Origin of the sequence: Polynucleobacter sp. HIN9 (genome assembly GCF_030297635.1) — a bacterium.
GTDB lineage: Bacteria > Pseudomonadota > Gammaproteobacteria > Burkholderiales > Burkholderiaceae > Polynucleobacter.
Map to the genome: position 1 here is coordinate 252,019 of NZ_AP028140.1, position 19,292 is coordinate 271,310.

24 protein-coding genes are annotated in these 19,292 nt (G+C 48.9%); 12 read left to right on the forward strand and 12 right to left on the reverse strand.

Features of this window, described 5'->3' with window-relative positions; all coding sequences use genetic code 11:
* Positions 1 to 55: 55 nt before the first annotated feature.
* Genes kdsB through QUE62_RS01390 form a run of 5 tightly spaced genes read right to left on the reverse strand, consistent with a single transcriptional unit; the run spans position 56 to position 3,283 of the window.
* Complete coding sequence (gene kdsB / locus QUE62_RS01370) at positions 56 to 784, reverse strand: 3-deoxy-manno-octulosonate cytidylyltransferase (protein ID WP_286261792.1); 729 nt, start codon at positions 782 to 784, stop codon at positions 56 to 58.
* Positions 785 to 793: 9 nt separating this feature from the next.
* Entirely contained in the window at positions 794 to 985 is a 192-nt protein-coding gene (locus QUE62_RS01375; RefSeq protein ID WP_286224699.1) for a Trm112 family protein, read from the reverse strand.
* Between the two features lie 53 nt (positions 986 to 1,038).
* Positions 1,039 to 2,154: a tetraacyldisaccharide 4'-kinase gene (gene lpxK, locus QUE62_RS01380; RefSeq protein WP_286261794.1), complete on the reverse strand. Its 1,116-nt coding sequence runs from the start codon at positions 2,152 to 2,154 to the stop codon at positions 1,039 to 1,041.
* Positions 2,154 to 2,618, reverse strand: coding sequence for an ExbD/TolR family protein (locus QUE62_RS01385; protein ID WP_286223953.1), 465 nt, complete (start codon positions 2,616 to 2,618; stop codon positions 2,154 to 2,156). Before QUE62_RS01385 ends, lpxK begins: the two co-directional genes overlap by 1 nt.
* Positions 2,615 to 3,283 (reverse strand): MotA/TolQ/ExbB proton channel family protein, encoded by a 669-nt coding sequence (locus QUE62_RS01390; RefSeq protein WP_286261796.1) that lies wholly within the window; start codon positions 3,281 to 3,283, stop codon positions 2,615 to 2,617. Before QUE62_RS01390 ends, QUE62_RS01385 begins: the two co-directional genes overlap by 4 nt.
* A gap of 352 nt (positions 3,284 to 3,635) precedes the next feature.
* Here QUE62_RS01390 and xseA point away from each other — a divergent pair, with 352 nt between their 5' ends.
* Positions 3,636 to 4,826 carry an exodeoxyribonuclease VII large subunit gene (gene xseA / locus QUE62_RS01395; protein WP_286261799.1) on the forward strand — a complete coding sequence of 397 codons (1,191 nt, stop codon included), beginning with the start codon at positions 3,636 to 3,638 and terminating at the stop codon, positions 4,824 to 4,826.
* A 235-nt stretch (positions 4,827 to 5,061) separates the two neighbouring features.
* Here the strand turns inward: xseA and QUE62_RS01400 are convergent, their stop codons facing one another.
* The 3 genes from QUE62_RS01400 to murB form a co-directional block, all read right to left on the reverse strand.
* Positions 5,062 to 5,526 carry a helix-turn-helix domain-containing protein gene (locus QUE62_RS01400; RefSeq protein WP_286226943.1) on the reverse strand — a complete coding sequence of 155 codons (465 nt, stop codon included), beginning with the start codon at positions 5,524 to 5,526 and terminating at the stop codon, positions 5,062 to 5,064.
* Positions 5,523 to 5,810 carry a type II toxin-antitoxin system HigB family toxin gene (locus tag QUE62_RS01405; protein WP_286226944.1) on the reverse strand — a complete coding sequence of 96 codons (288 nt, stop codon included), beginning with the start codon at positions 5,808 to 5,810 and terminating at the stop codon, positions 5,523 to 5,525. The genes QUE62_RS01400 and QUE62_RS01405 overlap by 4 nt, the downstream gene beginning before the upstream one ends.
* A 67-nt stretch (positions 5,811 to 5,877) precedes the next feature.
* The gene (murB, locus tag QUE62_RS01410) at positions 5,878 to 6,906 is read right to left on the reverse strand and encodes a UDP-N-acetylmuramate dehydrogenase (protein WP_286261801.1); all 1,029 of its coding nucleotides are present in this window, start codon (positions 6,904 to 6,906) and stop codon (positions 5,878 to 5,880) included.
* Between the two features lie 91 nt (positions 6,907 to 6,997).
* Here murB and QUE62_RS01415 point away from each other — a divergent pair, with 91 nt between their 5' ends.
* The 6 genes from QUE62_RS01415 (at position 6,998) to QUE62_RS01440 (ending at position 10,668) form a co-directional block, all read left to right on the forward strand.
* Complete coding sequence (locus tag QUE62_RS01415; protein ID WP_286226946.1) at positions 6,998 to 7,483, forward strand: YajQ family cyclic di-GMP-binding protein; 486 nt, start codon at positions 6,998 to 7,000, stop codon at positions 7,481 to 7,483.
* A gap of 3 nt (positions 7,484 to 7,486) precedes the next feature.
* Positions 7,487 to 8,392, forward strand: coding sequence for a site-specific tyrosine recombinase XerD (gene xerD / locus QUE62_RS01420; RefSeq protein ID WP_286261803.1), 906 nt, complete (start codon positions 7,487 to 7,489; stop codon positions 8,390 to 8,392).
* 22 nt (positions 8,393 to 8,414) lie between these two features.
* Positions 8,415 to 9,032 (forward strand): glycerol-3-phosphate 1-O-acyltransferase PlsY, encoded by a 618-nt coding sequence (plsY, locus tag QUE62_RS01425; RefSeq protein ID WP_286261805.1) that lies wholly within the window; start codon positions 8,415 to 8,417, stop codon positions 9,030 to 9,032.
* 9 nt (positions 9,033 to 9,041) lie between these two features.
* On the forward strand, positions 9,042 to 9,431 hold the full coding sequence (locus QUE62_RS01430; protein ID WP_286261808.1) for an MAPEG family protein: 390 nt from the start codon (positions 9,042 to 9,044) through the stop codon (positions 9,429 to 9,431).
* 27 nt (positions 9,432 to 9,458) lie between these two features.
* Entirely contained in the window at positions 9,459 to 10,223 is a 765-nt protein-coding gene (folE, locus tag QUE62_RS01435; protein ID WP_286261810.1) for a GTP cyclohydrolase I, read from the forward strand.
* A 133-nt stretch (positions 10,224 to 10,356) separates the two neighbouring features.
* Positions 10,357 to 10,668, forward strand: coding sequence for a high-potential iron-sulfur protein (locus tag QUE62_RS01440; RefSeq protein WP_286261811.1), 312 nt, complete (start codon positions 10,357 to 10,359; stop codon positions 10,666 to 10,668).
* 117 nt (positions 10,669 to 10,785) lie between these two features.
* Here QUE62_RS01440 and QUE62_RS01445 read toward each other — a convergent pair whose 3' ends face one another.
* A complete protein-coding gene (locus tag QUE62_RS01445; RefSeq protein WP_108507821.1) occupies positions 10,786 to 11,223 on the reverse strand; it encodes a rubrerythrin family protein in 438 nt (145 codons plus the stop codon).
* A 384-nt stretch (positions 11,224 to 11,607) separates the two neighbouring features.
* Here QUE62_RS01445 and pyrR point away from each other — a divergent pair, with 384 nt between their 5' ends.
* Both pyrR and QUE62_RS01455 read left to right on the forward strand, forming a co-directional pair.
* Entirely contained in the window at positions 11,608 to 12,120 is a 513-nt protein-coding gene (gene pyrR, locus QUE62_RS01450) for a bifunctional pyr operon transcriptional regulator/uracil phosphoribosyltransferase PyrR (protein ID WP_286261813.1), read from the forward strand.
* Positions 12,121 to 12,122: 2 nt separating this feature from the next.
* Positions 12,123 to 13,067 (forward strand): aspartate carbamoyltransferase catalytic subunit, encoded by a 945-nt coding sequence (locus QUE62_RS01455; RefSeq protein ID WP_286261815.1) that lies wholly within the window; start codon positions 12,123 to 12,125, stop codon positions 13,065 to 13,067.
* Here QUE62_RS01455 and QUE62_RS01460 read toward each other — a convergent pair.
* Positions 13,047 to 13,970 carry a glycosyltransferase family 61 protein gene (locus QUE62_RS01460; protein WP_286261817.1) on the reverse strand — a complete coding sequence of 308 codons (924 nt, stop codon included), beginning with the start codon at positions 13,968 to 13,970 and terminating at the stop codon, positions 13,047 to 13,049. The two genes, QUE62_RS01455 and QUE62_RS01460, sit on opposite strands and share 21 nt — an antisense overlap.
* Before the next feature lie 125 nt (positions 13,971 to 14,095).
* On the opposite strand from QUE62_RS01460, the gene QUE62_RS01465 reads away from it, so the two are divergent.
* The 3 genes from QUE62_RS01465 to QUE62_RS01475 are packed head-to-tail and all read left to right on the forward strand — an operon-like array spanning position 14,096 to position 17,274.
* Positions 14,096 to 15,436 carry a glycosyltransferase family protein gene (locus QUE62_RS01465; RefSeq protein WP_286261818.1) on the forward strand — a complete coding sequence of 447 codons (1,341 nt, stop codon included), beginning with the start codon at positions 14,096 to 14,098 and terminating at the stop codon, positions 15,434 to 15,436.
* Positions 15,437 to 15,448: 12 nt separating this feature from the next.
* Positions 15,449 to 16,348, forward strand: coding sequence for a DUF6492 family protein (locus tag QUE62_RS01470; protein WP_286261820.1), 900 nt, complete (start codon positions 15,449 to 15,451; stop codon positions 16,346 to 16,348).
* On the forward strand, positions 16,348 to 17,274 hold the full coding sequence (locus tag QUE62_RS01475; protein ID WP_286261822.1) for a glycosyltransferase family 2 protein: 927 nt from the start codon (positions 16,348 to 16,350) through the stop codon (positions 17,272 to 17,274). The genes QUE62_RS01470 and QUE62_RS01475 overlap by 1 nt, the downstream gene beginning before the upstream one ends.
* Here the strand turns inward: QUE62_RS01475 and QUE62_RS01480 are convergent.
* Positions 17,236 to 18,282 (reverse strand): hypothetical protein, encoded by a 1,047-nt coding sequence (locus QUE62_RS01480; protein ID WP_286261824.1) that lies wholly within the window; start codon positions 18,280 to 18,282, stop codon positions 17,236 to 17,238. The genes QUE62_RS01475 and QUE62_RS01480 overlap by 39 nt on opposite strands.
* Positions 18,279 to 19,292: a glycosyltransferase family 10 domain-containing protein gene (locus QUE62_RS01485; RefSeq protein ID WP_286261826.1), complete on the reverse strand. Its 1,014-nt coding sequence runs from the start codon at positions 19,290 to 19,292 to the stop codon at positions 18,279 to 18,281. Before QUE62_RS01485 ends, QUE62_RS01480 begins: the two co-directional genes overlap by 4 nt.

A 19,292-nucleotide genomic window follows, 5' to 3' on the forward strand; every position in this document is an offset into this window, starting at 1 on the left:
TTGATTGCACCGACTTAGGGCAGATTTATTGGGACCTGCTTCTTAGCGAAATCCCTTAAAAGAAGGCACGCACCCGCGCAAGATCTTCGGGGGTGTCTACACCGGCTGGTGGCAATTCGGAGACGAGGTGTACTGCGATACGGTAGCCGTGCCAGAGCGCACGCAACTGTTCTAAAGACTCTGCGACCTCTAATGGCGAGGTTGCAAGTTGAGCATACTTTTTTAGAAAACCTACGCGGTAGGCATAGATACCGATATGGCGATAGTAAGTGGGTGACGATTGAGTGCGATCGTAGGGCACAGCTGCTCGCGAGAAGTACAAGGCCTCGCGTTGTTGATTGAGGACTACTTTCACCGCATTGGGATTGGTAATTTCTTCAACATTTTGAATGGCCACGGCTGCTGTACTCATGACGCATTGCGGATTTGCTGCTAATGTATCAGTGACTTGATTGATGAGTTCCACCGGAATTAAAGGCTCATCCCCTTGTACGTTCACAATCAGTGCCTCGTCATCCAGGCCTAAGCGAGAGGCAACCTCCGCAATCCGATCAGTACCGCTTGGATGATCAGCGCGAGTCATGAGGACATTGAATCCCGCCGCATGGCAGGCAGCTTCAATCTCAACGGCATCGGTGGCAACCAAAATTTGTTTTGCTTTCGATTGTTGAGCACGTTCGGCTACGCGTACTACCATCGGCTTACCACCCAGATCCGCAAGCGCTTTGCGCTCAAGCCGTGTCGATGCTAAACGTGCCGGGATTACAACGGTAAATACGGTCATCGCAAGTAATTATTTAGAAAGAGCAGCAGCTTCTTCAGAACTGAGACTGCGCGCTTCATCAACTAGCATGACCGGAATGTCATCGCGAATTGGGTAAGCAAGTTTATCGACTTTGCAAATGAGCTCGTGTTTTTCTTCATCCAAATGCAGCGAACTCTTACAAATGGGACACACCACAATATCGAGTAAATTTTTGTTCATCATCTCAGCACCTCAATTATTGCCATGTACTCATCATAGCCCAATAGGACTACCTATTTGCGATAGGGATTGGGCCGCGTGATGACCTCTTGCACCCAATGACTAAACTCGGATGGGATCTCTAAGCGCATCGGAACAACCCAGATGCGAGAATCCTCAATTCCAGCGCATTTAACCGCATCTTTTTCGGTGATTAGGATGAGATCTACAGCAAGTGATTTGAGATCATTGTGGTGAACCGGTGCATGATCGGGTAGCGCGAGGCTTTGATCAAGGTGGACCCCTAGTTTGGTCAGTGCATTAAAAAACTTCTTTGGATTACCAATGGCGGCGAGTGCGCCAACTTTGAGTCCAACTAAGCGACTGAGCATGTGGGCAAAGCTAATAGGCTCATTGGGCCGGTGCAGTGGATACGCACTATCGATCGTTGGACTCAAGTGTAGTTCGCGAGAGCTGGGAAACGGGTCGTTTGGGGGAGGGGATTCGCTAATAGTGATGGTTGCATCGCGCTCACGCTTAGCACTCTCGCGTAATGGCCCAGCGGGCAAGAGTCTGCCATTACCATCCCCACGTTCGTCCTCAACGACCAACTCCAAATCACGCCCACCTTCGCGTGCAGGCCAACGTACTAAGGCCGCATGCTGTAAACCATCGTCACTAATGATCACATTGACCTGGGGATCGGACTGTAAAAGAGCATCAATGCAGGCTTTACGTTTGCGATAGACCCATATTGGCACGCAGTCATGAATGCGTTGCGCCATCAACACGGGTTCATCACCAACTTGATTGGGCTTACTAGCACGATCAACAAGTGTGGGTTGCGAGGGTGATGAGCGAGTATGGGGTTGATAGCCACGACTAATCACGCCAGGCTTAAAGCCACGTTCGACTAATTCATTGGCAAGCGCAATCACGAGTGGAGTTTTTCCCGTGCCCCCCACCCGAATATTACCCACGATGATGATGGGAACTGGCGCAGCGCGATAGATCCCAAGGGTGTGCAATAGCTCGGAGTCCACGACCAGCTGCTTGATCCAAATAGCAAGGCCATAAAGCCACGCCAAGGGCAGTAAAACAAGACTGATGAAGCGATCGATAAGTGCGCGAATGGGCGATTGAGATAAAGAAGTCTTTTCCCAAAAGCGCGGCGCAGTTTTAAAGAGCATTATTTTTTCGCTTGACTACTAAAGGCGATGTTCGGTAGGCCCGCATCACGCGCCAATTCCAATACCGTCATCACGGCTTGATGTGGTGCGCGAGCATCGGCATCGATACTAATGCGTAGGTTTCGCTCAGGAGCGGTATTCATTTGCTTGAGAGCGCTACCTAATTGAGCGCGATTCATGACCTTGCCATTGAGAGCAAAGCGGCCATCACTACTCACCGCAATATTAATCTCACGCGCTGAATCGACTGTCTCGACACCCGAGGCTGTTGGCAAGGTAATCGCAATTTCTTGAAACTTCGTAAACGTGGTGGAAATCATCAAAAAGATCAGAATGACCAAGAGGACGTCAATGAAGGCAATTAGATTGATTTCAGGTTCGGCATAGGAAAACGAGCGGGATGAGCGACCCAAATGCATGCCAAAGCGAGAGGAGCTTTTGTGCGAGGTGTCGAGCCAGCTCATGAAGATGAGGAAGATTGTGGGTACAACTTCTTAAATAACTGCCGAGTGCATTCCTCGCACTCACGTTGGCGTTGATCAGCCACTGCGCGTAAGATCCGCCATCCAGCCAATGCTGGGATTGCAATTAAAAGACCAAACGCGGTGTTGTAGAGCGCAATCGAGATGCCGTGTGCTAATTGCTGCGGATTGGTCGCTCCAACGCTTGCGGCATTCACTGCACTACCAATCGTGCCACCTTGGCTACCAAAGATCTCAATCATGCCAACCACAGTGCCAAAGAGGCCCAGCAGTGGGGCAACAGTGGCGATTGTGGCGAGTGCCCCTAAGTAGCGATCTAATTTGGTCCAAAGGTTTTGGGCGAGGATCTGGAGCTCTTCGATGGCAACCTCGGCCGAGTGCCCCAGGGCATGTTCACGTAAGACACCAGCCAATAGTCCGCCAATCGGGGAGGAACTCGTGAGGTGATTAATGAAGTTGGGATCATTGGCCAGAGTCGGTGTGGCAGCAAAGGCCTCTTCAATCGACTGTTTGCGAACAATGTGGGTTTTGCGCAAATACCAGCAGCGTTCAAGCAAAATGGCTAAGCCGAGAATGGATATAGCAAGAAGTGGCCAGATTGGCCAGCCAGCAGCGATTAAGATGGAATACATGAACGGTATTTTCATGCAAATTCAGAAAAGCCCAAAAAAGCCGGTGACTCTATTTCATCAAGAAAGCCAGTTTCATCGAACCACGGGCATTTATGCTGGCTTGTGGATAACTCTGTGCAAAACTTTGAGCAAAGTCCACCCTAAGTCCTTGATGGGTGGTGTAAGTCCTTGATTTATGCCTAAAGATCAGTCCATTCAAATGATAAAAATATGCATTTAAATCAATTACTTGCAAATTTAATGTTGGATGAAAGCGACGTTGATAAAGAGCGAGTATTCACTAACTTTCTTACTATTTCGGCCAGCCAAGGCTTGTGGATATGTCGCGACCCGCAAGCCCATATAGTTACTGGAAAGTGACAAATAAATGACGGAAAAATCAAGCCCGATTCTGAGCGTTGGCGATTTAAACCGCGCCATTGCTAAGTCTTTGACCGAACAATTCGAGTTTGTCATGGTTAGCGGGGAGGTGTCGAACTTCAAAGCCTATGACAGCGGGCATTGGTATTTCTCACTCAAGGATGAAGAAGGTCAAATTCGTTGTGTGATGTTTCGGGGAAAAAATCTGCAAGTTGGATTTATGCCCCAATCTGGGGATCAAGTGGAGGTCAGTGCCTCGGTCAGCATGTATGTGCCCCGCGGTGATGTGCAGCTAACGATTCATGCTTTGCGTAAAGCTGGCCGTGGAGGTCTTTACGAAGCATTCCTGAAACTCAAAGATAAGTTAGCGAAGGCGGGTTTATTTGACGAAGAGCGTAAACGCGCAATCCCGACTCATCCCAAGGCAATTGCAATTGTGACTTCAACACAAGCCGCGGCCTTGAAAGATGTGCTCACCACCTTAGCGCGTCGTGCGCCGCACATTCCCATCTACATTTATCCAACGTTGGTTCAGGGTGCGGATGCTCCTGTTGGGATCGTTAACGCCATTCAAAAGGCTAATGATGATGGCTTGGCTGAGGTGATTCTTCTGGTGCGTGGCGGTGGCAGCATTGAGGATTTATGGGCGTTTAATGACGAGCAGTTGGCACACGCTATTGCCAGTTCGGATATACCAATCATCAGCGGGGTGGGGCACGAAACCGATTTCACGATTGCCGATTTTGTGGCGGACCTACGAGCCCCGACACCAACCGGTGCTGCTGAATTAGCCACCCCAAAACGAGAGCAACTCTTACAAGAACTGAAGAGCTATCAAGACACGATCACTCAGCGTCTGGAGCAACGCCTCGAGCGCGAAGCTCAAACACTCGATCAAATCAGCCTAAGACTCAAGCACGCTTTACCAAACCCGGAGCGCATGCGCGAGCAAATTGAGCAATGGCGGCAACGTTTGTCTCAAGGTGTACGCATGTATCTAGAGAGCCTGAAACGCAATCAGGCACATTGGCTTACTCAGCTTGAAACCCTCAATCCGCAACGCACGCTCGAGCGGGGTTACGCAGTGATTTTGGATCAAAACCAAAAAGCTGCACGTCAACCCAGTGATATTCGAGAGGATGAGCGGTATCAGCTTTGGCTTGCAGAAGGCAAGATACAAGTTGCCTTTAAAAAATAGATAACTAATCCATTTTCTGTTGGGCTGGAGGGTGGACCCTTGATTGTTCCAATATGGAGTCTGTCAAATTAAAGAGAACTTTAATTTGAAAGTTGAAATTTAAAGCTTTCTTTAATATGGACTTCAATCAAAATCAGGAACCTGCCAAAAGCCAGTCTCTTATTCATCTTTTGGCGAATAATGGCGAAAAATGGCATTTGTCGGCTCAAGATTTTAAGAAGATGCAGATTTATCCTTAAACCTTCAACTTTTGTTTGCTCGCCACTCTTATCGATATCGTAGATTTTTTGATGGGCTGCTCAATCAAAACATTAGGCGAAATACCGAAGCGCTTCGAAATCGCTTTAACTTGACGAAGGTTTAGTTTTCTCGCTCCAGATAGAATCTGGGATATAACGCTTTGGTTACCAATTTCAGGTAGATCCGACTGTCGAAGCCCGTGTTGATCCATCAAAAACTTAAGAATTTCTTGAGGTTTAGCTTGATCGATTGGGAAATGTTCTCTTTCATACGAGCGAATCAATTCACATACGATCTCAAAAAGGTTTAGTAGGGAATGCTTTTTTGAGCAGCCAATCGCATCCGATAGATGGTCGGCGAGCAATACCATACGCTCATAGTCTTTTCGGTTATGAATGGGAGAAAGGGCAACAGTTTTGCTAAGTTGTTGCCAAGCATTTTCTAATTCGAGCATGTTCATTTCTTCCACCGTCCCTTATCGTAAATGGCATGGGTAAGAATCTGCTTAATGTAACAAATTTGTTTTAGAAAACTTATAAAAGTAATTAATCGATAGCGATTTCCGCAAATATCAAAAACAATTAAATCTTCAACTTTATCCATTGAGCCAAAAATAGACTTTAGTTGAGAGTAATTGTCGAATGACTGGGATTCAATAATTCTTCTCCAACTTTGTAAGGGTTTAAGGGCATCTGGGTGGTTTGCTGAAAACTCAATGATTCGTTTATTGGAAATGACGCGCATCACCCATTTTATTGCAAAATGCAATAAAAAGAAAGAAGAATATTTAGCCCATGAAAAAAGAATCGGATTAATTAAAAAAGATTGGTTCAGGAATCAGGTCGACTCCGAAGGTCTCTTTCACCTTTTTCTGAATCTGCTCCGCAAGACCAAGCAGTTCCCCTGCATTCCCGCCACCCCGATGGGTAAGAACCAGGGCCTGTTTGTTGTGAACCCCCACATTACCCAGTTGCATCCCTTTGAAGCCGCATTGATCGATGAGCCAACCGGCTGCTAACTTGCTATGCGTAGCCGATTCTGGATAACTCACAATCTGTGGAAATTGTTCTTTAAGGAATTGCAATTGCTGGTTGGAAATCACAGGATTTTGAAAAAAACTACCCACATTACCAATCACCTTAGGGTCCGGTAATTTTTGAGCGCGGATGGCACACACCGCATCAAAGATTTCATAGGCAGTAATTGAATCAACTGCGCGATTAGCAAAATGGTTGGTGAGATCGGCATATGACACGCGCGGTTGCCATACCTTGGGCAGATCAAAAATTACCGCTGTGATCACAAAGCGATTCGGTTCATCTTTAAACATACTGTGCCGATAGGCAAAGCGGCAATCTTTCTTGGATAGGCTGACCCACTGATTAGTTTGGCAATCATAGGCCTCCACCGCCTCGATGTACTCTTTGACTTCAACCCCATAGGCGCCAATATTTTGGATGGGCGCTGCGCCAACCGTGCCCGGGATCAAGGCAAGGTTTTCAAGGCCGCGATAGTTTTGATCCAAGGTCCAACGAACGAAGGCATGCCAGCTCACCCCGGCCCCTACCCGCAATCGTGTATTTGAATCACGATTCTCTAGAACCTCGATGAAATTGATGTCTATGAGGAGGGTGACTCCTTGTAATTGGTCGGGTAAAACAACGTTACTACCTCCTCCAAGAACGCGATGGGGTAGCCCCGCATTTCTGGCCCAGAGAATCGCAGCGGGGATTTGCTCAGCTTGGGTAATGGGCAACGCCCACTCGGCCACCACATCAAAGCCTAAGGTATTACGATCCTCCAAGGAGTAATTGGCGAGTGGCTTGCAATCAAAGTTCATGCCACAATCTTATTCGGGTTTTGCAGGAAGAACGAAATTGGTCTAAAAATAGCAAAACCGTCATGATTACAACATTCGTTTGGAGAGGTAAATGCCGTCATTTGATACTGTGTGCGAACCCAATGTCGTGGAGCTCAAAAATGCCGTGGAGCAAGCCAATAAAGAAATTGCGAACCGCTTTGACTTTAAAGGTTCAGACGCGCGCGTCGAGCAAAAAGATAACGAACTCATTTTGTTTGCCGACGATGACTTCAAGTTAGGACAAGTGCGCGATGTACTCTTTAGCAAAATGGCTAAACGCAATGTGGACGTACGGTTTTTAAAAGACGATAAGACCGAAACGATGTCAGGCGATAAGCGTAAGCAAACCATGAAACTCTTAAAAGGCATCGAGCAAGAACTTGCCAAAAAGATCGTACGCATCATTAAAGACAGCAAGATAAAAGTGCAAGCGAGTATTCAAGGTGATGCGGTGCGCGTGACTGGTGCCAAGCGCGATGATTTGCAGACTGCGATGGCATTGCTGCGAAAAGAAGCAAGCGAAGCCCCTCTGGCGTTTAACAATTTTCGCGACTAATTTGTGGTTTTGGCATCTCAAAATGCGATCGATCAGTTTTGTGATGCCTGTTGGCTTGAAGATGGACTTTCAAAAAATACGCTTAGTGCCTACCGGCGTGATCTCACTTTATTTGCCACTTGGTTAGGTGGGCAAAAAAATCCCAGCGATCTTTATCACGTGCAAGAAGCGGACCTCACCGCATACATGGCAGCAAAGCGAAGCGATAAAGCCACCACGGCCAATCGGCGCCTAACCGTCTTTAAGCGCTTTTATCGCCACGCACTGCGTCTTGGTTATGTCAAAGAAGACCCCTGTGCAAAATTACGTGCCGCGAAGCAAGCACAGCGTTTCCCCAAGGTCTTGAGTGAAGATCAGGTCATTGCGCTACTGAATGCCCCCAATATTGAAGAGCCCCTGGGATTACGCGATCGCACCATGCTCGAGCTGATGTACGCGAGCGGCTTACGAGTCTCAGAAATTGTGTCACTCAAAACTGTATCGTTGGGACTCAATGAAGGGGTCGTGCGGGTGGTTAACGGTAAAGGTGGCAAAGAGCGTATCGTCCCTTTTGGTGGTGAAGCAGGGCAGTGGTTGCGTCAATACCTTCAAGAAGCCCGACCCATTCTTTTGGAAGGAAAAAACTGCCAAGAGGTTTTTGTGGGGCGCCGCACGGGGACTGGATTAACCCGTCAAGCGTTTTGGTTCATCATCAAACGCTATGCGAGTCTGGCTGGCATTCAAGTGGCGCTCTCACCCCATACTTTGCGTCATGCGTTTGCCACCCATCTCTTAAACCATGGAGCTGATTTGCGCGTGGTGCAACTCTTGTTGGGGCACGCAGATATCTCCACCACCCAAATTTATACCCATGTGGCCCGTGAGCGTCTCAAATCCTTACACGCCACCCACCATCCGCGTGGCTCTTAATCAAATCCGCTAGTATTGATTTATGGACGAGTTGATAAAGTATTTTTGGTTGATCCCGGTAGCGTATTTGCTGGGGTCGATCTCGTTTGCGGTGGTTGTCAGTCGTGCGATGGGTTTGCCGGACCCCTATACCCATGGTTCTAAAAATCCAGGCGCTACTAATGTCTTACGAACTGGCAATAAAGTAGCCGCTGCGCTCACCTTGATTGGGGATGCGGCCAAAGGGTGGCTCGCGGTGACGATCGCACGCGTAGTCTTAGGCGACCCCAGTCAAACAAGCGTCAATATTCTCCTAGGACTGGTGGCGATTACCGTCTTTATCGGACACCTCTATCCGATCTTTCATCGCTTTAAAGGGGGTAAGGGTGTGGCCACAGCCGCAGGGATCTTATTTGCGATTAATTGGGTCTTGGGCTTGGCCACCTTAGGAACCTGGCTCATTGTGGCAGTCTTTATGCGTTACTCATCTTTAGCCGCTTTATGTGCCGCAGTCTTTGCACCGATTTATTTCACCTTTTTATTTGGAATGCAGCCCATGGGATTAGCCATTACCGTGATGAGTGCACTCCTCATTTATCGCCATCGCAGTAATATCCGAAATCTTCTCAATGGCACGGAGACGCGCCTCACTAAAAAATAGGCCATCACTATGAGCATTGCAATTATCTGTGTCATACTCGCTGGGTTTTTACCGATCATTGCAGCGGGCATTGCGAAGTTTGGTCCCACTGAGAACTCTGCAAGCGATCCCTATGACAACAATCAACCGCGCGAGTGGCTTGCCAAGCAAACGGGAATACGCGCACGTGCGAATGCAGCGCAAGCCAATACCTTTGAGTCCTTACCCTTTTTCTATGTTGCGATTGCGATTGCGATGATCTTGCAAGCGCCCCAAGCGCGCATCGATGTGTTGGCGATTGCTTATCTTTTAGCTCGCGTGGCCTATATTGCATGCTATGTGATGGACTGGGCGAACTTGCGTACCTTCGTGTGGCTCATCGGATTTGCGTGTACAGTAGCTTTATTCTTTCAAATTTAGGTCAGCACCCAAGACGCTGAGACTTTTATGCCCCGCGCAATAAAACAAACCCCATCTAAAGCTAGCGCTACATCAGTGACTCGTAAGAGTCGCAAAAGCGAAGAGGGCGCGCCACTCTCGCAAGTCATCCGTAAACGTATTCAAGCAAAGAAAGCCCGCTTTCATGCGAATGACAATATTGCGCAGTTTATTGAACCCGGTGAGATCGACGGCTTGATTGATGAAGTGGCGGGTAAGCTCCAAGGAGTCCTTGAGAGTTTAGTAATTGATACCGAGAGTGATCACAACACGCGTGGCACTGCCTATCGGGTGGCTAAGATGTATGTCAATGAAGTGTTCACAGGGCGCTATACACCGCAACCGAGTCTTACACGTTTTCCGAATGTTAGTCGCTTAAATGAACTCATGATTATTGGGCCCATTGCGGTCAAGAGCGCCTGCTCGCACCATTTGTGTCCGATTATGGGGCGCGTGTGGATTGGGGTGCTACCCGATAAACAAACGGCATTGATTGGTTTATCCAAATACGCTCGTATTACCGAGTGGGTGATGTGCCGGCCGCAGATTCAGGAAGAGGCCGTAGTGGAGCTTGCCAATATCTTGGAAGAGAAGATGAAGCCCACTGGATTGGCACTTGTCATGGAAGCCGATCACTTTTGCATGCAATGGCGCGGTGTGAAGGACCTCAATTCCAAGATGGTCAATAGTGTGATGCGTGGCTCATTTCTAAAAGATGCGAATTTGCGCCGAGAGTTCTTAGCGCTCATGGATAAGCAGCAAGGCAAGCAATAGCACCCCATCGTATTGATTTGAGAATCATTCTCAGTTAAAAAATCAATCAAATCAGTTACTTATAAAACACTACGACGAGTAGTGATTTATGTTTTAAGATGCCATCTGCAGTTTTTATGAACACGGAGAATCCATGAAAAACACACGTCGTCAATTTTTGATCATGTCTGCTGCCGGTGCAGCCACTTTGTCACTCAATAACTTGGCTCAAGCACAAGCCATGGTTGCTGAGACCGATCCACAAGCACAAGCCTTGGGTTACAAAGCGGATACCACTAAGGTCGATACCAAGAAGTATCCAAAGCACGCCAATACGCAGCGTTGCGATAACTGCGCCCTGTACCAAGCCAAAGCTGGTGCTGCTGCTGGTGGTTGCAGCCTTTTTGCTGGTAAGCAAGTGGCCGCTGCCGGCTGGTGCTCAGCATGGGCTAAGAAAGCAGGTTAATTCGAAACAAGCCTTTCAACATTCTTGCGATGTTGAACCAAATAATCTTGCGATGTTGAACCAAATAAAAATGGCGCTCAATTGAGCGCCATTTTCTTTTCCTAAAAAAACGACGAATTAGGAATTTGCCAAGTGTGCTTCTAAGGTCTTGGTGAACTTGTTAGCGTGGCTGCGCTCAGCCTTAGCCAAAGTCTCAAACCAATCAGCAATCTCGTCAAAACCTTCTTCACGAGCGGTTTTAGCCATACCTGGGTACATATCGGTGTACTCATGGGTCTCACCAGCAATCGCTGCTTGGAGGGCTTCGGCAACGGTCTTAGCAGGCATGCCAGTACCTGGCTCGCCAGCGCCACCATTGATCAAATACTCCATATGACCGTGAGCGTGACCGGTCTCGCCTTCGGCGGTAGAGCGGAAAACAGCTGCTACGTCGTTTGCACCAGCAATGTCAGCTTGGTTTGCGAAATACAAATAACGACGGTTGGCTTGGGACTCACCAGCAAATGCTTCTTTTAACGACTGTTCAGTCTTGGTACCTTTTACCGACTTAGCCATATAAATCTCCTTTAGAATGAATGGGTTATAAATTTAGAGGCAGTGAAGGGAGAGGCTCTCCCGGCACTAGTCCACTTGGTAATTATCAGAAATTTTGATGACCGTTTCATCGTATTTTTGTATAGATCCAATAGAAAAAAACTAGTGATTTTCTTAATGGATAGTTAAAGTTAATCAATCCTTGGGGGTATTCGTAAGCACTTGAATTCTTTGGGAGATGTGCGTTACACCCTGAAAATAGAAGCGGCTCTTGGATTTAGGTCGGTTTCATCCCAACCTCTGTTTTGAAGCAATACAATAGCGTGCATTGGGATTGGGTCAAGCGCAGTACAAAATTGGCTCAAAACCAACGGTGAGTCAGTCCAAATCAACCGATTAAACAATATGGATGCTGAGCTTCTCTATCAAAAATTACTAAATCATCTGCGGGAGAAGCTCCGACGTGACCCAACCTTCCAGATCGCAGGACTCGCCATTGGCGGTGCATGGATTGCTAAGCGCCTCGCCAAGGATTTGAGCTTGCCAGAGCACGGTGTGATTAATGTGGCGTTTCATCGCGACGATTATTCGGAAAAAGGCTTGGCAGCGATTCGATCGGCCGACACCATGGCAACGCATCTCCCCTTTGAGGTCACTGGCGCTCAAATCGTGCTCATCGATGATGTGCTCTTTACTGGAAGAACCGTGCGCGCTGCGCTCAATGAACTCTTTGATTTTGGCAGGCCCGCTGCAGTGGAGCTGATGGTGCTCGCTGATCGGGGTCGGCGGGAGTTGCCGATCGCTGCTGATTTTGTCGGTGAGCATATCCAATTACCAGATACTCAAATCCTGGCCTTAGAAAAAGTAACCAAGGGCAATCACGAACTCTTTCGCTTCGTTCTCGAGGAGCGCCCATGACCATGCAAACAAATTCCGCAGGCGAGCTCACCCATTTACTCACGCTCGAAGGTATGCCCAAAGAGCAGATCGTCCACATTTTGGATACTGCGCAGCAGTTTGTGAGCGTGACCGACCCTGCCCGTGAAGTGAAAAAAGTGCCGCTACTGCGGGGCAAGAGCGTCTTTAATCTTTTTTTTGAAAACTCCACGCGTACCCGCACAACCTTCGAGATTGCCGCCAAGCGCCTCTCGGCGGATGTGATTAATCTGGATATCTCGACCTCATCAACCGCCAAGGGCGAGAGTCTCATGGATACCATCGACAATCTCATTGCGATGCAGGCCGATATTTTTGTGGTGCGTCACAGTGTCTCGCGCGCCCCGATTGAAATTGCGAATCACGTACCACCTTATGTGCATGTGATTAATGCGGGTGATGGAAGCCATCAGCATCCCACGCAGGGCTTACTCGACATGTACACCATGCGCCACTTTAAGAAGGACTTCACCAAACTCAAAGTCGCGATTGTGGGAGACATTGTGCATAGCCGCGTCGCGAAATCGAATATTCATGCACTAACGGCCTTGGGTTGCACCGACATTCGCGCCATTGGCCCCGAGAGTTTGCTCCCTAATGATTTGGATTTGCTGGGCGTGAAAGTATTTCATAGCATGGAGGAGGGTCTGCGCGGCGTTGATGTGGTGATGACGCTACGCATTCAAAAGGAGCGCATGGAAGCCGGTAAGGTTCCTGAAGGCGCTGCATTTTTTGCTCAGTTTGGACTCACCCCTGCGCGTTTAGCACTCGCCAAACCCGATGCGATTGTGATGCATCCCGGTCCCATGAATCGCGGGGTTGAAATTGATTCAGCGGTAGCCGATGGTGCTCAATCAGTCATCCTCAAACAGGTTACTTTTGGGATTGCTGTCCGGATGGCGGTGATGTCAATCGTGGCGGGCAACTAAAGCTGCGATTGCGGCTGCGATACTCTCATCAAAATAGACGTGACTGTCAAGAATTGCCTCATCTTGGGTTGCAGCTGAGGATGGTTTGAGGCGCTGACCGATAATCACTTGAAAATCCACCAGTGAACTAAGCCCAAACATCTGTGCCCAGGAGTTATTGCGATGTGGATTAATTTCGAGCACGCGAACATCGCGATCAAGAAATAATAGATTAAAGACTCCGGCACCTACCATGTAAGTAAAGGTTTTAGCCGAAGCCAAGGTTTGCAAATAGTCTTTAAAGCTGAGTTTTGATAAGTAGACAAGCTCAATGTGGTGATCGTTTAAAAACTTGGGATCAATATCGAGTAAATTTTTGCGACTCAGTTCATTGCGACCGTAGAGCAGATTTTTAGTGCGTTGTTCAGTAATGCCATTGCGCGCAAAACAAATCGCTTTAATCTCCTCGCAGATCGAGAGGTAGTCGGGATAGATTTTGAGATCTCGACCTTCCGGAGTGAGAATCAGATCGGAAAATTGGTAAACGCGAGAGCGATCGAGAAAAACCAAATAGTCTTTACCAATCACCGATTCAAGAAACTCTTGTTGAAAGCGATCACCATCAATCGAGACGCAAATTCGTTTTTTGTTCGTGCGCCAGACATAGTAGAGCGGAAAGAAGACGTCATGAAAAAAGTGCGCGATGTTATCAACGTGAATCAATAGCAAATAAAACGATTCGCCTTGTAGGTCAACGACCTGGAGTTCGGGGCCTTTACGAAATGCTTTGCGAACAAAGCGAATCCGATCGTGCTTGATGGCAATGGGTGCTTTGGTATAGAGTCGATGATCATGTAGAACATAGGGCGCTGAGATCCGTTCGCGCGGACGAAAAAAGTCAAGGAGTCGGTGAAGATTAGGCATCTCGTTGATTGAAGAATTGACTAGCGAGTAAGCCTACTATAATCGAGTCGTTCGCTCGTATTCAAAGTCCTTACAAGGACTTCATCAAGAACAATTGGTATTAGGGGATCTTTTTAGAGAGTCCGTTGAAAAAAATATCCGTTCCACCCACGCAACGCCGTTGGCTACTGCTCACCCATGCATTTAATATGGACGGCCGGGCGGCGAGCCTGACCATCACCGATAAGATCCCTTATTTTTTAGAGGCCGGGGTGCAGCCGATTGTGCTGAGCGCCATTACCGGTATTCACGATACGCGCTTTCCTCATCAGCAGTTCTTGGCCTGGGGCCCGTCAGCCTTTCGCTTTGACTTTCGCCATTGGATTGCCAATCAATACGGACGGGGGTGGTTTTATAAACTGACAACTCGAACGGTTTCGGTGCTCCTAGCCCCCTTCATTGCGATTGAAAAACTCCTCTTGGGTTACTCGAGTCAATGGTCCTGGGCGATCCCTGCATTTCTTCGTGGTTATTGGCTTATCAAATCTGGCAAAGTCGATGTGATTTATTCGATTGGCAGTGCATGGTCGGCTCACTTAGCAGGCGTGTGGTTAAAACGCGCTACGGGCTTGCCACTGATTTCCGAGGTGCATGATCCCTTGGTGATTCGTAAAGGTCCCAATGATCTTGGGATGGAAAAACCCAAAAATCGCGATGCGCGCTTTCGCCATTATCTAGAGCAACAATTGTGCAAGTATTCCGATGATGTTTGGTGGTTTACCGATGGGGCGCTTCATTACGCCAAGATTCGTAATCCAAATTTAAATACCCCAGGCAATGCTCGTGGTTTTGTGGTGATGCCAGGGGCCAATCCACCGATTGCTGCAGAGCGCACCCCTCACCACTATGGCAACTACTTGAATCTATGCCACTTTGGTTCTTTGGCCAATGATCGCTCGCTCTCCATGATTTTGCGGGCGGTGCATACCTTAGTCGCTAAATACCCAGAGGCCCGAGAGCTTATCAAAGTGCATGCTTATGGCGCACCCTTGGATTCATTAACCGTGGAGGCAATCAAGCAATACGATTACTCCGATCTCTTGGTGGCGCACGGTCGTCTTGAGCGCGATCCGGTAACCGGTCAATCGGGGCGTGAACGCGTAGCGCAAAAGATGCAACAGGCCGATATCCTTCTTCTCTTGCATGGCAACGATGAGTGGTGTGCGGAATACATCCCATCGAAGTTTTATGACTACCTCTGGGCGGGCCGCCCCATTTGGGGTATCACGCACCGCAATCCGCAGCTCGATCAGATGCTCACGGAGCGAGGATCCTATCTGAGCGCGGATGGCGATGCGGTAGGCATTGCCATGACGCTCGAGCGCATTTGGCTTGATTGGAAGAGTCAGCAACTCATTACCCCGATTTACAATCCAATTGGGGTGGATCAAGCGGTTCACACCATTTTGAGTCACCTTTACAACTAAGCGGGCGCGCCTTTGAAAGACATCGTTTTGTATTGCAAGTCCTACTCCAAGGACTTTTTGCGTCTGCGCAATTTATTGGCATCGATTGAGCAATACAACAAAGACCAGCTCGATTTTTACATTTCCACCTCGGAGAGCGAGCGCGCTGAGCTCGAACGTCAAATTGGCGTTCAGGGCTATCAATGGGTCTCCGACGAATCGATTGTGCGCGCTAACCCACGAGCGCCATTGGGTATTGATAAGACGAAGTCGGGGGGCCTTGCGCAGCAGGTCATCAAATCCGAATTTTGGCGCTTGGGTCTGGCAAAGAATTACGTGTGCTTGGACTCGGATTGCATTTTTATTCAAGACTTTCAAAAAAGCGACTTTATCGCGAGCGACGGTAATCCCTATACGGTGATCTACCAAAATAAGGAATACCACCAGCTAGCGATCAACCGAAACTACGCCAAAGCGCCACGACACTTGCAAAGCGAAGCCGAGCGTGTCAAGGCTATTTTTGGACGCACGGGCCCCAACTACTATTGCCCCTGCCCACCCTTTATTTGGTCGGCTGCCGTGTGGCAATCGCTCGATACCAATTATTTAGAACCCCGAGGACAAACCTTGTGGGATCTGTGCACGCGCGAGCACCCCGAGACCTTGATTTACCTCGAAGCGCTTTTGAACTTTCGGGCGATTACTCTTCACCCCATTGAGCAATTGTTTCGGGTGTATTACTACGATTGGCATTACTTTATCTTGCGCCGCTTGGGCGAGTCTATTCCGAAGCTCAAGGAAAACTACCTGGGTGTCATCTACCAATCGAGTTGGGATTTGAGCCTCGATCTTGGTCCGAGCAACAAATCGATCTTCTCGCGCGCCTTGAAAAAAATCAAGCGCGTGGGGCGCTATTTGCAAAGCTTCATCTAATGAGCACGCAAGCTGCGATGACCACGCCGCTCGTGAGCGTCATCATGCCGGCCTTTAAGAGTGAGAAATACATTGGTCAAGCGATTGAGAGCATCCTCGCGCAAACCCATACGCATCTGGAACTCCTAATTTTTGAGGATGGCTCCCCCGATCAAACCCGATCGGTCATTAATCGCTATACCGATCCACGCATCATCAAGGTACTCTCGGACCAAAATCACGGCGTGGTTTATGCCCGCAATGCCCTCATTGATTTAGCCAAGGGTAAATACATTGCACTCATGGACGCGGACGATATTGCAGACCCCATGCGGCTTGAAGCGCAGCTGCGCGTGTTAGAGAGTAACGGGTGCGATGTGTGCGGCAGTGCCCAGTGGGTCTTGGATGATGCAACGCAACAGGTTAAAAAATCCAAAGACAAATTTACGGACGCGGATTTGCGCGCGCTTCTCGCCATCTACTGCACCTTGTGCAACTCTGCGGTGACGGGGCGGGCTGAACTTTTTAAACGCTTCAAATACGACACCACGATTTTGACCTCCGAAGACTATTACCTATGGGTGCAAATGGCCGCTGCCGGTGCTCGCTTTTTGAATTTGCGAGAGCGCCTGGTGACCTATCGGCAATACCCTGCGCAAACGAGCTCGGTGCATCTGGAAAAATTTAAGCGCTCCACGATTGAAGTGCAAAAGCGCTACTTGACGCTCCTAGGAATCGATGCAAGTCTGCGCCCCGAGCCGCTGCCGTGGCGAGAGCGTTGGCCGGCAGCGCTCACCTTGCTTTGCGCCTTAAAAGGGCGCTTTCCAGGGATGTCGTATCGGGCCTGCGGTGAAATTTATGCGCGCTTTCAGTATCGCCGTTCAGGGCTTTGGACACCCTTGACCCGTTTAGAGCGTGCGTTCGCGGCCTGGTGGGTTAAGCGCTAAGAATTCGGCAATCGCCTCTTCACTCGCTCTATCAATCGCATCGGGAACTTCGAAGAGTTGCTGCGCACCGCGATACGAGTGCCAGAGCTTTGGTACGAGTTTGACGGCGCTACCCAGCATCCCAGCTAAGTGCGACATCCCGCTTTTGGAACCAATGAAGAGATCGGCATAGAGTAGATGGTGAAAGGTCTCTAAAAAGGGCGTATCGATGTGCTCGGTCACTGAGTGACCACGATGGGCAAAGTATTGGGTCCAAGAAAAGGGTTCTCCCTTCTCCGACTGGTAAACACCCTGTTTGCCTTCACTAAAGATGTGGATCGCAAGGGGGCGATGCGTCGTTCTCACAATGAGATCCAAAATAGCGAGGTACCAGGAGTCGGGCAGCATGCGCGTGGCGAGATCGGAGAACTGCCGACCCGGTAATAAATCACCGCGGCGAATGTGGAGAGCAATATTAAAGCGCTCGGGCTCATAAGAAAGCGCAATCGGATCGGCTTGACGTGCCTTGTCATAGAGTTCACGAAACCACCCCCGCGTACTCGCGTACTCGTAATCGCCAAAGCGATTGTTGCTCACCCGAAACACGATATTGGGTTCTGGGTGAGCTTGAATAAACTCATCGACTGGGCGATAGACTTCATCATCGATTTGCGCATTTGATGGAATGTGCATTTCAAACGGGGGAAGATCGATTACCTTGAGTTCACCCTGGCGAATGCGCTCTTCAATCGCACTGCGACTCGGAAGAATGCTTGCGAGACCTAGCATGCGATTGAGATCATCGCCAAGATTGTGGGTTTCATGGGCGCGAGCGCCTCGGAGCCGGCGAAGCCCTTGCCGAAGACGCCAGCGCCAATCGGTATTGGACGATTTACGCAGTTGCTCTTTGGCATAGGCAAATTGCAATTGATGGCGCGTGGCAATTTTGATGCCGCGGTTAATAAACCCGAGTGAGTGACCAATCCCTGCATCGGGATTGTCGTAGTCAATGAAGTAGCGCTGATTCATTGTCCGAGATCACTCAAAATGCGAGTGCGAATGATCGATACGTAGCGCGTGGTGTCAAAGGCCATGGCGGCTGGGCTTTTTAAAAAGTCGGCAATGTGCTCTTGGTAGCGCGCGTAGGTTTTGGCATCGATGGATTTTAAGTAACGATGCACATCGGCGGTGCTTGCAAACTGCCGGCGATCAATAAAGCACTCACTCGGTATGCGCTCACCAATCGTCTGCGACCCCCAGTACACCGGTACGCAACCCGCAAAAAAGCAATCAAAGATTTTTTCAGTAATGTAATCGGGTAAATCTGCCACATTCTCATAGCAATAGGCAAATTTGGTTTTGCGGTAGACCACCGATTTATCTTCGATCTCACCGGCGTAGCTGGGAAAGGGTTTGTAGCCAACCAGTTGGGAAGCGATGCGCTGCGCGCGGCGCTTGATTTTTCCCATGCGATCAAAGGCGGGGCTGGGCTTTCCCCAGCCTAAGCCATAGAGCGCAAAATCAGCCCGCGCATGCGTTTCGTACCAACGAATCACCGCTATACGCTCGCGGTACAGATCCCCGGGGATGCCGGGTGGAAAGGCTTTATTGGCATTAATGATGCAACTAAAGATGGGGCGCTCGTCAAAGTGGGGAGTTGCCTCATAGTGAATTTGATTGGGAATCAGAAGCGGCACGGCATTGGGTAAGTGCAAAAGATCGCGATTCCAGGTAAAGAAGGCATTAAATTGGGCCAAGTAGGTAGGATCGCGATTGAAGGGGCAAATGATCGGATTTTCAGTGGCAATGAGGTATTTGGGAGCAGGTAGATTGGCAATGGCTTGTCCGTCATGCAGCAGGTGAAAGGCAATGGCTCGCCCCAGGTTCACATCGGGGTTATTCAGTTCCACGCCGTGCGCCAAAAACTCGGAGCGCAAAAGCCGATTGGTAAAGGTCGGGTTATAGGTATGATGTTGATCAATGACCTCAAACGAGGCGTTTTTTACCCGATCCGGTTGATAATAATTCGCAAATTTCAT

What these genes read in the sequence shown, in the direction of transcription:
- QUE62_RS01475 (WP_286261822.1), top strand. Translation starts at nt 16,348, where the DNA reads ATGAGCACGCAAGCTGCGATGACCACGCCGCTCGTGAGCGTCATCATG.
- QUE62_RS01385 (WP_286223953.1), bottom strand. Translation starts at nt 2,618, where the DNA reads ATGAGCTGGCTCGACACCTCGCACAAAAGCTCCTCTCGCTTTGGCATG.
- QUE62_RS01415 (WP_286226946.1), top strand. Translation starts at nt 6,998, where the DNA reads ATGCCGTCATTTGATACTGTGTGCGAACCCAATGTCGTGGAGCTCAAA.
- QUE62_RS01455 (WP_286261815.1), top strand. Translation starts at nt 12,123, where the DNA reads ATGCAAACAAATTCCGCAGGCGAGCTCACCCATTTACTCACGCTCGAA.
- QUE62_RS01400 (WP_286226943.1), bottom strand. Translation starts at nt 5,526, where the DNA reads ATGAACATGCTCGAATTAGAAAATGCTTGGCAACAACTTAGCAAAACT.
- plsY (WP_286261805.1), top strand. Translation starts at nt 8,415, where the DNA reads ATGGACGAGTTGATAAAGTATTTTTGGTTGATCCCGGTAGCGTATTTG.
- murB (WP_286261801.1), bottom strand. Translation starts at nt 6,906, where the DNA reads ATGAACTTTGATTGCAAGCCACTCGCCAATTACTCCTTGGAGGATCGT.
- QUE62_RS01480 (WP_286261824.1), bottom strand. Translation starts at nt 18,282, where the DNA reads ATGAATCAGCGCTACTTCATTGACTACGACAATCCCGATGCAGGGATT.
- QUE62_RS01375 (WP_286224699.1), bottom strand. Translation starts at nt 985, where the DNA reads ATGAACAAAAATTTACTCGATATTGTGGTGTGTCCCATTTGTAAGAGT.
- pyrR (WP_286261813.1), top strand. Translation starts at nt 11,608, where the DNA reads ATGGATGCTGAGCTTCTCTATCAAAAATTACTAAATCATCTGCGGGAG.
- QUE62_RS01405 (WP_286226944.1), bottom strand. Translation starts at nt 5,810, where the DNA reads ATGCGCGTCATTTCCAATAAACGAATCATTGAGTTTTCAGCAAACCAC.
- lpxK (WP_286261794.1), bottom strand. Translation starts at nt 2,154, where the DNA reads ATGCTCTTTAAAACTGCGCCGCGCTTTTGGGAAAAGACTTCTTTATCT.
- QUE62_RS01485 (WP_286261826.1), bottom strand. Translation starts at nt 19,292, where the DNA reads ATGAAATTTGCGAATTATTATCAACCGGATCGGGTAAAAAACGCCTCG.
- QUE62_RS01430 (WP_286261808.1), top strand. Translation starts at nt 9,042, where the DNA reads ATGAGCATTGCAATTATCTGTGTCATACTCGCTGGGTTTTTACCGATC.
- QUE62_RS01445 (WP_108507821.1), bottom strand. Translation starts at nt 11,223, where the DNA reads ATGGCTAAGTCGGTAAAAGGTACCAAGACTGAACAGTCGTTAAAAGAA.
- kdsB (WP_286261792.1), bottom strand. Translation starts at nt 784, where the DNA reads ATGACCGTATTTACCGTTGTAATCCCGGCACGTTTAGCATCGACACGG.
- QUE62_RS01460 (WP_286261817.1), bottom strand. Translation starts at nt 13,970, where the DNA reads ATGCCTAATCTTCACCGACTCCTTGACTTTTTTCGTCCGCGCGAACGG.
- xseA (WP_286261799.1), top strand. Translation starts at nt 3,636, where the DNA reads ATGACGGAAAAATCAAGCCCGATTCTGAGCGTTGGCGATTTAAACCGC.
- QUE62_RS01440 (WP_286261811.1), top strand. Translation starts at nt 10,357, where the DNA reads ATGAAAAACACACGTCGTCAATTTTTGATCATGTCTGCTGCCGGTGCA.
- QUE62_RS01390 (WP_286261796.1), bottom strand. Translation starts at nt 3,283, where the DNA reads ATGAAAATACCGTTCATGTATTCCATCTTAATCGCTGCTGGCTGGCCA.
- folE (WP_286261810.1), top strand. Translation starts at nt 9,459, where the DNA reads ATGCCCCGCGCAATAAAACAAACCCCATCTAAAGCTAGCGCTACATCA.